Source organism: Arthrobacter sp. SLBN-100, assembly GCF_006715305.1.
GTDB lineage: Bacteria > Actinomycetota > Actinomycetes > Actinomycetales > Micrococcaceae > Arthrobacter.
In genome coordinates, this window is the sequence record NZ_VFMY01000001.1 from 783,242 (window position 1) to 799,019 (window position 15,778).

10 protein-coding genes are annotated in these 15,778 nt (G+C 66.0%); 5 read left to right on the forward strand and 5 right to left on the reverse strand.

What is annotated here, in order from left to right:
* Positions 1 to 25: 25 nt before the first annotated feature.
* Positions 26 to 2,551 (reverse strand): leucine--tRNA ligase, encoded by a 2,526-nt coding sequence (gene leuS, locus FBY31_RS03655; protein WP_142037006.1) that lies wholly within the window; start codon positions 2,549 to 2,551, stop codon positions 26 to 28.
* Positions 2,552 to 2,842: 291 nt separating this feature from the next.
* Here leuS and FBY31_RS03660 point away from each other — a divergent pair, with 291 nt between their 5' ends.
* The gene (locus FBY31_RS03660) at positions 2,843 to 5,143 is read left to right on the forward strand and encodes a PEP/pyruvate-binding domain-containing protein (RefSeq protein WP_142037008.1); all 2,301 of its coding nucleotides are present in this window, start codon (positions 2,843 to 2,845) and stop codon (positions 5,141 to 5,143) included.
* A 223-nt stretch (positions 5,144 to 5,366) separates the two neighbouring features.
* On the opposite strand, the gene glpK is transcribed toward FBY31_RS03660, so the two are convergent.
* The 3 genes from glpK to FBY31_RS03680 form a co-directional block, all read right to left on the reverse strand.
* On the reverse strand, positions 5,367 to 6,881 hold the full coding sequence (gene glpK / locus FBY31_RS03670; RefSeq protein ID WP_142037014.1) for a glycerol kinase GlpK: 1,515 nt from the start codon (positions 6,879 to 6,881) through the stop codon (positions 5,367 to 5,369).
* Positions 6,882 to 6,934: 53 nt separating this feature from the next.
* Positions 6,935 to 7,684, reverse strand: a complete 750-nt coding sequence (locus tag FBY31_RS03675) for an MIP/aquaporin family protein (protein WP_142037017.1) — start codon at positions 7,682 to 7,684, stop codon at positions 6,935 to 6,937.
* Positions 7,685 to 7,774: 90 nt separating this feature from the next.
* Positions 7,775 to 9,592 (reverse strand): glycerol-3-phosphate dehydrogenase/oxidase, encoded by a 1,818-nt coding sequence (locus tag FBY31_RS03680; RefSeq protein ID WP_142037021.1) that lies wholly within the window; start codon positions 9,590 to 9,592, stop codon positions 7,775 to 7,777.
* Positions 9,593 to 9,758: 166 nt separating this feature from the next.
* On the opposite strand from FBY31_RS03680, the gene FBY31_RS03685 reads away from it, so the two are divergent.
* The 4 genes from FBY31_RS03685 to FBY31_RS03700 are packed head-to-tail and all read left to right on the forward strand — an operon-like array spanning position 9,759 to position 13,581.
* Positions 9,759 to 10,691, forward strand: a complete 933-nt coding sequence (locus FBY31_RS03685; RefSeq protein ID WP_442858207.1) for a sugar-binding transcriptional regulator — start codon at positions 9,759 to 9,761, stop codon at positions 10,689 to 10,691.
* Between the two features lie 10 nt (positions 10,692 to 10,701).
* A complete protein-coding gene (locus FBY31_RS03690; protein ID WP_142037025.1) occupies positions 10,702 to 11,571 on the forward strand; it encodes an aldo/keto reductase in 870 nt (289 codons plus the stop codon).
* A 7-nt stretch (positions 11,572 to 11,578) separates the two neighbouring features.
* Positions 11,579 to 12,508 carry an alpha/beta fold hydrolase gene (locus FBY31_RS03695; protein ID WP_142037041.1) on the forward strand — a complete coding sequence of 310 codons (930 nt, stop codon included), beginning with the start codon at positions 11,579 to 11,581 and terminating at the stop codon, positions 12,506 to 12,508.
* On the forward strand, positions 12,505 to 13,581 hold the full coding sequence (locus FBY31_RS03700) for a glycosyltransferase family 4 protein (RefSeq protein WP_142037043.1): 1,077 nt from the start codon (positions 12,505 to 12,507) through the stop codon (positions 13,579 to 13,581). The genes FBY31_RS03695 and FBY31_RS03700 overlap by 4 nt, the downstream gene beginning before the upstream one ends.
* 33 nt (positions 13,582 to 13,614) lie before the next feature.
* Here the strand turns inward: FBY31_RS03700 and FBY31_RS03705 are convergent, their stop codons facing one another.
* The gene (locus tag FBY31_RS03705; RefSeq protein ID WP_235012922.1) at positions 13,615 to 15,717 is read right to left on the reverse strand and encodes a primosomal protein N'; all 2,103 of its coding nucleotides are present in this window, start codon (positions 15,715 to 15,717) and stop codon (positions 13,615 to 13,617) included.
* Between the last annotated feature and the right edge of the window lie 61 nt (positions 15,718 to 15,778).

Here is a 15,778-nt window from a genome sequence, read left to right on the forward strand (position 1 = left end):
GGAGGTCTCCGGCGGCCTGGTCCGGCTAGGCCGGGACGATGTTGACCAGTTTAGGGGCGCGGACGATGACGGTGCGGATGCCACGGCCGTCAAGGGCCCGCTGGACGTTGTCCGAGGCCAGCGCCAGTTCCCGCAGCTGGTCCTCGGAGACCTCTGGGGAGACCTCAAGCCTGTCCCGCACCTTGCCCTGGACCTGCACAACGGCGGTGACGGTGTCCTGGACCAGGAGGGAAGCGTCGTGGGCCGGCCACCCGGCGTTGGCCACCGATGCCGGATGTCCCAGGACGTTCCACATGTCCTCGGCCGTGTAGGGGGCGAAGAGGCTCAGGATTACCGCAACAGCCTCCGTTGCCTCCCGCACTGCCGGGTCGGCACCGCCTGCACCGGAGTCGATGGCCTTGCGGGTGGCATTGACCAGCTCCATCAGCTTGGCCACCACCACGTTGAACTTGTTGGCGTCCAGCAGTTCCGCTGCGTCGGCGATGGTCCGGTGCGTCACGGACCGCAGCGCGCGGTCACCGGTGGTGACGTCGACGCCGGGCGCGCCCGATACGTCCTGGGCGAGGCGCCAGGCGCGGGCCAGGAACTTTGCCGAGCCGGAGGGTGAAACATCGGCCCAGTCGACGTCGTCCTCGGGCGGGGACGCGAAGATCATGGTGAGCCGGACGGCGTCCACGCCAAACTTGTCCAGCTGCTCGCCGAGGTCCACGCCATTGCCCAGGGACTTGCTCATAGCTTTGCCGCCGTTGAGTACCTGGCCCTGGTTAAGAAGGGCGCTGAAGGGCTCGTCGGCGTTGATCATGCCGAGGTCGTGGATGACCTTGGTGAAGAACCGGGCGTACAGCAGGTGCAGGATGGCGTGCTCAACGCCGCCCACGTACTGGCCCACGGGCATCCAGTCGTTGATCTTGTCGGGGTCGAACGGACCCTCCGTGTAATCCGGCGAGACGAAACGCAGGAAGTACCACGATGAGTCGACGAAGGTGTCCATGGTGTCGGTGTCCCGCTTGGCCGGGCCATGGCAGGACGGGCATTCCACGTTGACCCACGCTTCGGCAGCCGCCAGGGGCGAGGTGCCCTTCGGCGACAGGTCCTCGCCGCGCAGGTCCGATGGCAGCGTGACGGGCAGTTGCTCGTCAGGAACCGGAACCTCGCCGCAGGACGGGCAGTGGATGATCGGAATGGGGGTTCCCCAGAAGCGCTGGCGGCTCAGCAGCCAGTCACGCAGGCGGAAGTTCACAAACTTCTCACCGGTGCCCTGGCGTTCCAGGATGGCAATCGCGGCGGGGATGGCCTCGGCCTTGGGCAGCCCGTCCAGGTCTCCGGAGTTGATCAGCGTCCCCTCCCCTGCCGTGGCGGTGCCGGACACCGCAGGGTCTTCCTCGCCTGTGTCCAGGACAGCCCGAACGGGCAGGTCGAACTTGCGGGCGAAGTCCAGGTCGCGCTGGTCATGGGCGGGCACGGCCATGATGGCGCCGGTGCCGTAGTCAGCCAGGACGTAGTCCGCTGCCCAGACAGGCAATTTCTCCCCGTTCAAGGGGTTGATGGCGTACCGGCCGGTGAAGACGCCGGTCTTCTCCCGTTCTGTGGACTGCCGTTCGATCTCCGTGAGCGCCTTGACCTGCTCGCGGTATTCGTCCAGGGCTGCGGCGTGCTCCTCTGTGACGAGCTCGACGGCGAGCGGCGCGTCCGCGGCCACCACAAAGAACGTTGCGCCATACAGGGTGTCCGGACGCGTGGTGAAGACAGTGACCTCTTTGGCGGGCTTGCCGCCGTCGGCCTCGATCACGAAGTTGACGTGCGCTCCCTCGGAGCGTCCGATCCAGTTCTTCTGCATGGCGAGGACGCGCTCGGGCCAGTGGCCTCGCAGTTCGTCCATGTCATCGAGCAGGCGGTCGGCGTATTCGGTGATCTTGAAGTACCACTGGTTGAGGGACTTCTTGGTGACGGTGGTGCCGCAGCGCTCGCAGGCGCCGTTGACTACCTGCTCGTTGGCCAGCACGGTCTGGTCCTTGGGGCACCAGTTGACCGGTGAGTCCTTCCGGTACGCCAGTCCGCGCTCATAGAAGCGCTTAAACAGCCACTGGGTCCAGCGGTAGTACCCCGGGTCCGAGGTATGCAGCCGGCGGGACCAGTCAGCGGAGATGGCGTAGCGCTTGAAGGACGCGGCCTGCGTATCGATGTTGGCGTAGGTCCACTCGCTGGGGTGCGCATTGCGCTTGATCGCGGCGTTCTCGGCCGGCAGGCCAAAGGAATCCCAGCCGATCGGGTGGAGGACATCGTACCCCTGCTGACGCAGGTAGCGGGCCACCACGTCGCCCATCGCGAAGGCTTCCGCGTGGCCCATGTGCAGGTCGCCGGACGGGTAGGGGAACATGTCCAGCACATAGCGCCGCTCCCGGGACCCGTCGTCGACAGGCGTGAAAACCTTGAGGTCCTCCCACACCTGCGGCCACTTGGCCTCCATGGCGGCAAAGCTGTAGGTGCCCTCCTCAGGCACCTCCGCCGACACTGCTGCTGTTCCGGTCTCTGTCTCCGGCTGAACGCCCACTGCTGCCCTCTTCTGTTCTGTTACGGCATCTGTGCTGCCATAACGGCCTGATCCTCCTGCTGACGGCCGGGAAAGACGCCCGGACACACAAAAGCCCCTCGCCAGGGAGGGGCTGCCGCACGGTTATCCGTTGTTTCGGACGCCGGGCGGCTAACTAAGCAGAAGGATCGCACGCATGACACCACTTTAGCGCAAACCGCGGCCCGGCTGGGCTCCAGGCCTGTACCGGGCCACGCGGACTTAACTAGACTTTAGCCAGGCCGCCCGGCCCCTGATCCGGCAGGTGACTCCATGAGTGACGATACGGGTAATGACGCAGGTCATGACCTGCCCTTTCCTCCGCTCGGCGGGCCCCCTGCACTGGACCGGGAAGCAGCGGGGGGTAAGGCGGCGGCACTGTCAGCCCTGCTCGCGGCAGGCTTCCCCGTTCCGCCAGGCTTCGTTGTCACCCGCGCAGCGATGTTGGACGGCTGCGTGCGCGTCGACTGGGCGTTGCGCCTGCAGACGGCCGCCCTTGCCGCCGGCCCCGGCCCATATGCGGTGCGCTCCTCCGCAGCCGCCGAAGATCTTCCGGGTGCTTCCTACGCCGGGATGTACGAGAGCTACCTGGGCGTGGACGCCGATGGGCTTGCTTCGGCCGTGGACCGCTGCTTCGAGTCCGCGAAGGCCGACCGGGTTCGGGCATACCAGGAGTCCATCGAAAATATTGACGCCGGGAGGATGCCGGGCAGCGGCCGGATGGCAGTCCTGGTTCAGCAGATGGTGGAGGCGGCAGCAGCCGGCGTGGCGTTCACAGCCAACCCCCTGACCGGCGCCCGCGACGAAACGGTGGTTTCCGCCGTCGTGGGGCTTGGGGAGAACCTCGTGGGAGGGTCGGAAAGCGGCGAGGAGTGGATTGCGCGCGGCGGACTGGTCAGCCGGCGGCGCGGTGCCGAAGCGGTCCTGACGAAGGAAAGCGCGACGGCGGTGGCCGACGCCTCCCGGAACGTTGCCACTCATTTTGGGACGCCTCAGGATGTCGAGTGGGCACTGGACGCCTCCGGGCACGTCCATATCCTCCAGGCACGGCCCATGACGGCAGTTCCGGAACCGGTCACCTGGGAGCCGCCGGGGAAAGGCGTCTGGCTCCGGAACTTCCGGCTGGGCGAATGGTTGCCCGAACCTGTAACGCCGCTGTTCATGGAATGGATCGTGCCGGTTATCGACGCCGGGTACCACCAGGCGGTCACCCGTTCCGCCGGCATCAGCATCCCTATGGGACATGCGGCGGTCAACGGCTGGTATTACATTGCTCCGCCTGGCCCGATGGCACTCCCCCATCTTTTGTTCGGCGGCAGCCTGCGCCCGCTGCCCTATATCTTCAATTCCGTGTTCCGGCCCATGGTGGATCCGGCCGGAGCCGACCGTGCCGTGCTTCGCGGCCTGGAGCACGAATGGCGGAGTGTGTGCCTCCGTGGCTACAGGAGGCTGGCAGCCGCAGAGGGGATCGACGTCGGAACGGCCAACCTGCCGGAACTCATCTCCCTGGTTGAGCAGGTAGCCCGGTCAGCAGGCGAATACCTCTGGTACTTCTCCGCGGCAGGTGGTGCCGCCTGGAAGATGGAGGCGGCGCTGGCCAGGTTCTGGCGCAGGCACCTGGCCGCTGCTCTGGCGGAACGGCAGCGGGAAACGCCGGAAGCCGAAGGTTACCAGGTGCTGCTCGGTGGCCTCCTGCCGCAGCCACCGGCACAGGTACCGCACGCCGTCTACAGCCTGGACTGGTACCACCCGACGGCGGGCGAAGAACAGCAGGGTCAAGGTGAGCGGGTTGGAGTGGGCCGCGGGGAGCGGGTACCGGTTGCCGCAGCAACGGCAATGGAACGGCGCCATGCAGCGGAGGCCGCCTGCCGTAAAGTGCTGCGGGGCACACGTCACCTGCGCCGTTTCGACACGCTCCTTGCCGTCGCACAGCACTACGCGTTGCTGCGGGAGGACCAAGCGCGCGACTTCACCCTGGGCTGGCCGCTCCTGCGCCGGTGCGCCGCGCGGATGGGAATTCTCCTGCAGGAGTCAGGTGTCATCGGAAACCCGAATGACGTCTACTTCCTGACCCGGGCCGATCTTCGTAGCGGTGCGCCGCCGCAGGATGCTGCGGTCTCCCGGCGCCGCCAGGACTGGCTGCGGCAGCGGAAGCTCGATGCGCCGCTCACGCTCGGCACACTTCCCATCCTGGGCAACGCCTTTGACCGTCTGGCGGATGCCGCACGCAGTACACGCGACACGCCGGCAGGTTCCCTTCGTGGCCACCCGGCCAGTCCTGGCCGCGCCCGTGGACGCGTACGAATGGTGGACGGTCCAGCCGATTTTTCGAACTTCCAGCCGGGCGAGGTGCTCGTGGCCAAGGCAACGGCACCGGCGTGGACCCCGCTGTTCGCGTCCGCGGTGGCCGTGGTCACGGACACGGGCAACCTCGCCGCCCACGCCTCCCTCGTCGCCCGCGAGTACGGCATCCCCGCAGTGGTGGGAACCGGCAACGCCACCCAAATCCTCCGCACAGGGCAACTGGTAACAGTAGACGGCAACGCAGGAACGGTCGAAACCCACGAGGGGTGAGGTCCCGCAGCCGGAACTAGAGGGTGGCCGGACGCGCGAGGAAGGCGGCCCCTGCCCCGCCCGTCCCCAGCTGCTCCCCACACTCGCAAGCTCGTGTCGGGGCCCTCGCAGCTGTGGGCCCCCCACGGGTGCTCACCACACCCGGGCGAGGGGCCGCCTTCCCCGCTTTTGGATCCCGCCTCCCTCGCGAAGGTGAGCAGGGGGCTACGTCACCGGTGCGGGACTAGTGCACGTCCTCGTCAACCCAGTCCATGGACTTGGTCACTGCCTTCTTCCAGAGCCGCATCTGGCGGTCTTGTTCGGCCTGGTCCATCTGGGGTTCCCAGCGCTTGTCCTCGGACCAGTTGGCTGAGCACTCGCCCAGGTCCTTCCAGAAGCCGACGGCGAGTCCGGCCGCGTAGGCGGCACCGAGGGCAGTGGTTTCAACCACTTTCGGCCTGATCACCGGGACGCCAAGGATGTCCGCCTGGAACTGCATCAGGGCGTCGTTGGCCACCATGCCGCCGTCGACCTTCAACTCCGTGAGCGGAACACCGGAGTCCGCGTTGACCGCGTCAAGCACCTCGCGGGTCTGGAAGGCGGTGGCTTCCAGCGCCGCCCGGGCGATGTGGCTCTTGTTGACGAACCGCGTGAGGCCAACGATGGCACCGCGGGCATCCGAACGCCAGTACGGCGCGAAGAGTCCGGAGAAGGCCGGGACGATGTAGACGCCGCCGTTGTCCTTCACGGACGCCGCGAGAGTCTCAACTTCGGGTGCGCTGCTGATCATGCCCAGGTTGTCGCGCAGCCACTGGATCAGTGAGCCGGTGACGGCGATGGAGCCCTCCAGGGCGTAGTGCGGCGCGGCGTCGCCGAGCTTGTAGCCCACCGTGGTCAGCAGCCCGTTCTTCGAGTGGATGATCTCCTCGCCCGTGTTGAAGATCAGGAAGCAACCCGTCCCGTACGTGTTCTTGGCTTCACCGGTCTCGAAGGCGGCCTGGCCGAAGGTGGCTGCCTGCTGGTCCCCAAGGATTCCCGCAACCGGCACCTCGCGGAGAAGCTGGGAGGTGTGGACGGTGCCGTAGACCTCGGAGGAGGACTTGATGTCCGGCATCATGCTCCGCGGAACGCCGAAGATGCCCAGGATTTCGTCGTCCCACTGCAGCGTGTCCAGGTCCATAAACAGGGTGCGCGACGCATTGGTCACGTCGGTGACATGGACGCCGCCGTCCACGCCGCCGGTGAGGTTCCAGAGGACCCAGGCGTCGGTGTTGCCGAACACGAGGTTCCCTGCTTCGGCTTTCTCACGCGCGCCGTCAACATTGTCCAGGATCCATTTGATCTTGGTGCCCGAAAAGTAGGTGGCAAGCGGCAGGCCCACCTTGTCCTTGAAGCGGTCCGCTCCGCCGTCCCTGGCCAGCTCATCCACGATGTCCTGGGTGCGGGTGTCCTGCCAGACAATGGCGTTGTAGACGGCCTGGCCGGTGGTTTTGTCCCACACCACGGCGGTTTCACGCTGGTTGGTGATTCCGACGGCGGCGATATCGTGCCGTGTCAGGTTCGCCTTGGAGAGGGCGGAGGCGATGACCTCGCGGGTGTTGTTCCAGATTTCGGCGGGCTTGTGCTCCACCCACCCGGCCTTCGGGAAGATCTGTTCATGCTCCATCTGCCCGGAGGAGACGATGGCGCCGCTGTGGTCGAAGATGATGGCGCGCGTGCTGGTGGTGCCCTGGTCAATGGCGATTACGTACTGGTTCATGATGACGTCCTTGTCTTTAACGGTACTTTTGGGTCGATGGCTGGACTAAGTGGTCAGGCAGCTGCTGAGGCGATGATTGGAAGCAGCCGGGCGACGAGTCCGCCCAGGGCGCCGCCGACGAGCGGGCCCACAACCGGGATCCATGAGTAGCCCCAGTCGCTGGAGCCCTTGCCCTTGATGGGGAGCAGGGCGTGGGCGATGCGCGGGCCGAGGTCACGGGCGGGGTTGATGGCGTAGCCGGTGGGGCCGCCCAGGGAGACGCCGATGCCGACGACGAGGAGGGCCACAGCGAGCGGCCCGAGGCCGGACGGGGTTCCGCCGAAGGCGAGGATGACGAACACCAGGACAAAGGTGCCGATGATCTCGGTCACCAGGTTCCAGGAACTAGTACGGATCGCAGGGCCGGTGGAGAAAACTGCAAGCTTGCTGGCGGCTTCCTCTTCGGCGTCGAAATGCTGCTTGTAGGCGAGCCAGCAGACGACGGCACCAAGGAACGCACCCAGCATTTCCCCACCGAGATAGGTCAGCGTGGACGCGAAATCAACGGGAACGTCCGGCGCATATTCCTTATTTCCCTTAGCCAGGAAACCAAGCGTCACGGCGGGGTTCAGGTGTGATCCCGACTTCGCGGCCACATAGACACCCGCGAAGACAGCGATACCCCATCCCCAAGTAACCATCAGGAACCCGCCGCTGTTGCCTTTCGTGCCCCGCAGGGCGACGTTGGCCACAACGCCGCAACCCAGCAGGGTGAGCATCGCCGTTCCGAATACTTCGGAAAGGAAAACAATTCCAAGAGACATCTTTGACTCTCCTTATTTTCTGTTGTCAGTCCTTCGCGGGTTGAAGGACTGTTTGCCGGGGCAGGTTAGCGCCCCGGCCGCCAGCCGGGCCTAGGCGACCAGGCTGTTGATCTCTACGCGGTGGAACCGCTGCAGGACTTCCTGCGCGTGCCGGATTTCTGCGGCACGCGCCGTGGCGTCCCAGGCCAGTGGCACAGCGAGAACCTCTGCCACCTCGTTGAGCAGTTCGCCTGTGACGAGGCCCCGGAAGGCCAGGGACGTCCGGCGGATAAGGACATCTACAAGGTGTCCCACTTGTTCGTGGACTGCCATGAACTCAAGTTCGCGCACGCTCAGTTCCCGGGTGGAGTGCAACACGTGGTCAGGTCCGGCATCCAGGTAGGCCATCACGGCCTCCGCCCGCGTCCCGTAGCGGGTCAGCAAACCGGCGGTCCGGTCCGCGTCCCGGCCTGGAGCCATGTGCTGCTTGATCCACTTCTGGACCCCGGCCTCGTCGGCCGGGAAGCCTGCGCCGCCACCGATGGGTAGTTGCGCCGTGGACACCTTGCGCTGCACGCCGAGCTCGGCGAGGACGTCGTTGGTCAGGTGCTCGGCCAGGGCGCGGAAGGTGGTCCATTTGCCGCCCACCAGGCTGAGCACGACGGCGCCCGGACCGGATGCGGCGCTGCCCGGTCCGCGGCGCTCAATCCGGTAGTCCCGGGAAACGAAACCGGGGTGGGTCGCATCGTGCCGGGGCAGAGGCCGGACGCCAGAGAAAGTGTAAACGATCTGGTCACGGCTGACGGGGATGTCCGGGAACACGTGGCCGATCAGTTCGAAGAAGTAGTCGATTTCCTCGTCGGTGCAGACGGCGTCCTGGCCCATCTCCGCGTCCACGTCGGTGGTCCCTACGAGGACGCGGTCTCCCATGGGATAAATGAGGACGATCCGCCCGTCCGTGTGTTCGAAGAAAATCTCACGTCCGCGGCAGGCGTCAAGCAGCCCTGGGTGGTCCAGCACAACGTGCGAACCCTTGGTGCCGCCCATAAAGGCGGAGGCGGTTCCCATCGCCTCATTGGTGAGATCCACCCAGGCGCCCGTGGTGTTAACGATGACATCCGCGGTGAAGTCGAACTCCTCACCGGTCAGCTCATCACGCAGCCGCACCGTGCTGCCTTTGCCAGTGCCGCGGTTGGGCTGGCCGGTCATGGATTTCAGCGAAAGGTAGTTGCTGGCCCGGGCGGTGCTGCCCTGGGTATTGGCGGCGCCGGGCACCTGCCCTGCTTTTTCGCCGTCCTGCAGGACGTCGAGGGTGAGCCGCTCCGGGTTGTGGACGGAGGCGTCGAAATACGTGGCCGCGTATTTGATGTCCGGGCGCAGGCCGGGCAGTTCAGCCAGGGCGCGTTTGCGGCCCGTGAACCGGTGCCGCGGCACGGCTCCTCCGTTGCGTGAGAAGGAGTCGTAGAGGCTGAGGCCAAGCTTGATGAGGAAGGCGCCGCGTTCCTTGGGCTTGCCCTGCTGTTTGTGGGTAAGGAACCGCAGCGGAGCGGCGAGGATACCGGAGAAGGTGCTGAAAATGGGGATGGTGGTCTGCAGCGGCTTGACGTAGTGCGGGGCGATCCGAAGCAGCCGGTTGCGCTCCACTACCGATTCCCGGACCAGCCTGAACTCGCCGTTTTCGAGGTACCTGATGCCGCCATGGATCATGTGCGAGGACGCTCCGCTGGCTCCCTGGCAGTAGTCCCCCCGCTCAACGAGTGCCACGTCCACTCCCTGCAGGGCGAGGTCCCGGAAGGTTCCGACGCCGTTGATTCCGCCGCCGACCACCAGCACCTTTGCGTGGGGGCGCCGCCTCAAGTTGTGTACTGATGCGCGTTCACGGACGGGCTTCGGCGCGGCTGGATGGGCAGGTGAATCCTTGGGTCCCAAAACGACTCCCTTGGGGCTTTGTGTGGCGCGGCCACCTTCAGGTGCGCCGCCGTTCTCATCTATTGTTTGGAGTAATGGAAAATGGAGTCAAGCACTATGCACAAACGTGCAGAGCGGAGTTCGCGTGGACCCTTCCCGGCATGCTGAAGCCCTTCGGGCTGCACAGATGTATTACCTGCAGGACCTTACGATGGACGCTATTGCCCGCGAACTCCGGACCTCGCGGTCAACGGTTTCACGGTTGTTGTCCTCGGCCCGGGACTCGGGCCTGGTCCAAGTCCAGATCCGCAACCCGCTGGACACCGCCCCGGAGCTGGAAGGCCTGATCCGCCGCCGGTACGGGGTTGACGTCCACGTTGTTCCGGTGGTGGAAACCCTCAACGAGGCCGAAACCCTGGACCGCGTGGCCATGCAGGCGGCGCGAACCATCGGGCCCCTGGTGGATTCCAACGCGATTATCGGCGTGGCCTGGGGCTCCACGCTCAGCGCCGTCAGCCGGCACCTGACCAGGAAAATTACGCACGACAGTGTAATTGTGCAGCTGAATGGCGCCGGCAACATGCACACAACAGGCATCACCTACGCGAGCGACATCATGCGCCGCTTCGGCAACGCCTACGGAGCACGGGTGGAACAGTTCCCGGTTCCCGCCTTCTTTGACCACGCCGCCACCAAGACCGCGATGTGGAATGAACGCAGCGTGCAGCGGATCCTCGTACTTCAGTCCAAGATGAGCATCGCGATCTTTGGTGTCGGCTCAGTGGACGCCGACTACCCGAGCCATGTCTACGCCGGCGGTTACCTGGACGAGAACGACCTCAGCATCCTGGCTAATTCCGACGTGGTGGGCGACGTGGCCACCGTTTTCTTCCGCAGCGACGGTTCATCGGACGGCATCGTCCTGAACGAGCGGTCCACCGGACCGGCCCTGTCAGAACTCCGGCAGGTCCGTCGCAGGATCTGCGTAGTTTCAGGGGTCTCCAAAATCAACGGCCTCAAAGGCGCCCTTGCGGCCGGCCTGGCGACAGACCTGATCCTCGACGAGGCCACCGCGCGCCGCCTGGTGGGCCTGGAAGGCATCACGGGTTCGAATAGGTAGAGTCAAGGTTATGAGGACCTCACCCCGGCTCAGCCTGAACAACGGTGTGCTGATCGACCAGCTGGGCTTTGGCCTGTACAAGGTGCCGCCGTCGGACGCAGCCGGACTCGTGGCCATGGCCCTCGATGCCGGCTACCGGCATTTTGATACCGCGGCCATGTACGGCAACGAGTCGGGTGTTGCCCGCGGCATCAGCTCCCAGCTCGGTAGTCCGGCAGGCAGCGGCGGCTCTGGGGAACTCTTCCCGGCACCCGCCAGGGAAGACCTTTTCGTCACCACGAAGGTGTGGAACGACCACCACGGCTACGACGCGACCCTCCGGGCATTCGATGACTCGATGGTCAACCTCGGCCTGGACTACGTGGACATGTACCTCATCCACTGGCCCTGCCCCCGGCGCGGACTGTTCCAGGAAACTTACCGGGCCCTTGAGACGCTCTACCGGGAGGGAAAGGTCCGGGCCATTGGTGTCAGCAACTTCCAGCCTGCGCATCTTGACCGGCTGCTGCAGACAGCCGAAGTAACACCGGCCGTCAACCAGATCGAGCTGCACCCCTGGCTTCAGCAGCATGAGCTCCGCAAGATTCACGATGACCTGGGCATCCGGACCGAAGCGTGGAGCCCCCTGGGCCGCGGACGCGTGCTTGCCGACCCCGTCATCCAGGCGTGCGCCGCCGAACACGGCAGGACGCCTGCCCAGGTCATCCTCCGCTGGCACGTACAGCTCGGGAACATCGCCATCCCCAAAGCCAGCTCCGAGGCACGGATCCGGGAGAACCTGGACGTCTTCCACTTTGAGCTTTCGGCCCGGGATATGGATGCGCTCGCGGGCCTCGACCGGGGCGAGCGCACCGGCTCCCATCCGGACAACGTCAATTAGGACCTGCATGAAAACAACCCATTCGGGGCAGCCGCCCGCGCCCTCCTTCTTCAGCCCTGACCTGCCCGGACGCACCCATGCCTCTTCCCTGCAGCTCGCCGGCGGGAAGGTGGCCTTCTGGACCTATGAACCTGTCCAGGAAACACCGGAAACAAGGACCATCCTGGTGATCCACGGGTTCCGCGGCGACCATCACGGACTGCTGCGCGTGGCCGACCGGCTTCCCGAAATGCGCATCATCATGCCGGACCTGCCGGGTTTCGGCAGCTCAGAGGCGTTCCGATCCGGCGGCCACACGGTGCCCGGCTACGGGGCGTTCATCACGGACTTCATGAGTACCCTGGGCCTGGGACCGGACACGGTTCTCCTGGGGCACTCTTTCGGGTCCATCCTCGCCGCGCACTTCGTGGCCGCCCAACCCGCCGCCGTGCATCCCCTGATCCTTATCAATCCCATTGCCGCGCCGGCCCTCGAAGGTCCCAAAGGCATCATGACCAGGCTGGCGGTGCTGTACTACAAACTTGCCGCCCGGCTTCCCGGCCCGTTGGGGCAGGCACTCCTGCGAAGCCCGTTGATTGTCCGTGTGATGAGCGAGACCATGGCCAAGACAACCGACCGGGAGCTGCGGCGCTTTATCCACGGCCAGCACCACGCGTACTTCAGCGCATTCGCCAGCAGGGACAGCCTCCTCGAATCGTTCACAGCCTCCGTCAGCAGCCACGTGGCCGAGGTGGCCGGCCGGTTGCGCCTTCCGGTGCTGCTGGTTGCCGGCGAAAAGGACGAAATCGCCAACCTGCCCGACCAGCACCGGCTTCTCGAGCTGCTGCCCGACGGCGAACTCAAGGTCATTCCGGGCGTTGGCCATCTGATCCACTACGAGACGCCGGAGCCCGCCGCCCGATATATCCGCAGCTTCCTGAAGGACCATCCCGCGTGAAGATAGTCATTGATGCCCGTTTCACCAGGACCGACCACCATGACGGCATCAGCCGCTATGGAACGAGCCTGATCGAGGCCACCGCGAAGATCGCAGATGTTTCCATGCTGGTTTCGGACCTCCGGCAGCTCGCCCTGCTGCCCGATGTTCCATATACGCTGATCAACAGTCCCCTCTCCCCCATGGAACTGTTTGTTGCGCGCAAAGTGAACCGGTTGGGCGCAGACGTGGTGGTCTGCCCTATGCAGACAATGGGCAGCTGGGGCCGGAAATACGGACTGGTCCTGACGCTGCACGACCTCATCTATTACGAGCACACTGCGCCGCCAGGATTCCTGCCCGCCCCGGTCCGCCTGCTGTGGCGGCTGTACCACAAGGCTTTCTGGCCGCAGCGGCTCCTCCTCAACCGGGCGGACGCGGTGGCAACCGTCAGCAGGACAACGGAGGCGCTGATGGCCAAGTACCGGCTGACGCGGCGGCCCGTAAGGATCATCGGCAACGCTCCCCAGCCAGCCGCAGAACCGCGGACACCGGAGGCCGGCGCCGAACCTTCACTCGTCTACATGGGGTCCTTTATGCCCTACAAGAATGTGGAAACCATGGTGGCGGGGATGGCTTCGCTCCCCGGCTACACGCTTCACCTGCTGAGCAGGATCACTCCTCAGCGCCGCGCAGAGCTGGAAAAGCTCGTCCCGCCCGGAGCCCATGTGGTGTTCCACAACGGGGTCACGGACGAGGAGTACGCAACCTTCCTGAAAACGGCGACGGCGCTGGTGAGCCTCTCCCGGGCCGAAGGTTACGGCCTGCCGCTCGTTGAAGCCATGGCGCTGGGCACCCCCGTCATTGCCAGTGACATCCCCATTTTCCGGGAAGTGGGCGGTGATTGCGCCAGCTACGTTGATCCGGCCTCGCCCGAACAGTTCGCCGCTGCTGTGACGAAGCTCAAGGACCGGGAACGGTGGGAGGAAGCCTCGCGGCGCTCCCTGGCCCGTGCCCGCGAGTTCACCTGGGACGAATCGGCCCGCCAACTGGTGGACGTGGCACACGACATCATCGCCCGGCGCCGGAGCTAACGGGGCCGCGACAGGATTCAACTGTGGCGCAAGCTAGAGTACGTCCACGCCGTCAAGGCGAAGCTGGACGGGCTCCGCGCTCCGCTTTGCGGCGGTCGCAGCCCGGGTTGCGCGCAGGACCCGGGTTACGGCCGCTGCCTGGGCGTACGGGAAAAACAGGAGGGTCCGGACATCCTCTTCGACCCGGCGCCCTGAGGGCGGTCCGTTAAGGACTACCGGGGCCGGCCCCGCGCTGCGCAGGCTGATCCCGGCCGGTTCCAGTTGGGCTGCCACTGCGGCCGTAAAGTGTTCGACGGCGGCCCGGGGGCCGGTGACCGACGCAATCCGCACCGCGGGCGGCAACTGCAGTTCCACCCGCAAAGACAGCTCCCGCCGGGCGTAACCGGCAGGGTCCCACCGCAGCAGGGCACCCACGGCGGACGTCTCGGATGCCGTGATGACGACGAGTCCGTCCTCGGAGGCCGGCCGCACCAGGGCAGCGGCGTTGAACCACCGGCGCACTGTGTCCTCGCCGGCCCGCAGGTTTTCCCGCCGCAGCAACGAGTCGCCGTCCAGGAGCAGCGCCGCCGCATAGCCGCCCTCGGCCACGGGTTCTGCACCTACGGTGGCTACTACCAATGATGCACCCGTGCCTACAGTGGCTTTGACTTGGTCGCCCGAGGACGTGATCACCGTTTTTCCCGGAAAACCGCGCCCCAGTTCCTCGGCCGTTCGCATCACTCCGGTAGCACCCTTGCGGAGCCTCCGGCCGCCGCAATGGGAGCAGCCCCAATTGAGTGCCGGGGTGGAGCACCAGCGGCACTGCGGAACCGCGGAACTGCCGCTGGCCAGCGCCAGCGGCCCTTGGCAGGTTCCGCACCTGGCCGGTTCACGGCAGGTTTCGCACACCAGTGAGGGCACATACCCTGCACGTGCCACTTGGACCAGGACGGGCCCGCGCTCGAGTCCTTCCTTGGCAGCACGCCAGGCAGCACCGGGCAGCCGGGCAATCCGGGCGAGCGGATCCCGAACCTGCTCGAAGCTGTCAGCAGTGTTCACCACCCGCGGGACCGCGCGGCGGACCACGCTCCGATCGGCCTCGACGGGAAGCACCCAGCCCGTCTCCACCAGCCGCTGGACTTCGGTACTCCGGGTGTGGCCAGCCAGGAGGCATGCCGCCCCTGCCTGTTCGGCGCGCAGGAGCAGGACCTCGCGGGCATGGGCATAGGGCGCGCGCTGCTCGATGTGGAGGTCGTCGCCGTCGTCCCAGCAAACAACGAGCCCCAGGTGCCTGACCGGGGCGTAGGCAGCCGACCTCGTGCCAATCGCCACACGTGCTGTGCCGGCAAGGAGGCGCAGGAAGTTCTGGTAGCGCGGAGTGGGTCCGTCCTCTGCCGTCAGGCGGGCTACGGCCTGCTCCGGCAGCACGCTCGTGAGCGCCTCCTCAAGCCGGGCCAGGTCGCGGTTATCCGGCACCACCACCAAGGCACCCCGGCCCGAAGAGAAGACAGCGGCCACTGCTTGGGCCACCAGTTGGGTCCAGCCTGCGGGGCCGGAGCCCCGAAGCGGATTGACTGCCGCCCGTGGCGCCCCGCCGTCGGCCAGGTGGCGGAGGAATGCCGGACCGTTGCGGTACTCAGCCCAGGCGCCATGCCCGGTAACGTCCGCGCCAGTGTTCATTGGCTGGCCGGCCGCCGCCTCCTCAGCCGCTGGTTCCTGCTTGGCCGCTGGTTCGGGGAGACCAGGGAAAGTTTTCTCCAGCCGGGCCACCCGGGGCGGGACTGCGACACGGAGGACATCGCTCAGCGTTCCGGCGTAGCGGGCAGCGACGGCGGTGGCGAGGTCGCGGATTTCCGGCGTCAGGACAGGAACCGGGGAGACAACCTTTGCCAGCGGCAGGAGCATGTGGCCGGCGTCGGACTCTGCCACCCGCTCCATAATGAAGCCGCTCAAATCCTGGCCGTTGAATTTGACCTTGACCCTGACCCCAGGCTGGGCCTCCCCGTCGAGAGTGGCCGGGACGCCGTAATCAAAGGGCCGGTCCAGGTGGGGCAGGGAGGACTCCACGAGCACACGGGCCACTGGCAGGTGGTCTGCCAACTGCGGGCCGGCCTGGTGTTTCCGGTCCGGGAAGCCCTGCAGCAGGGATGGCTGCACGCCTGAAGGCAGATCCAGTAACGGTTGTGCCGAATCATCAGCAACCACTGCGGCTACCTCC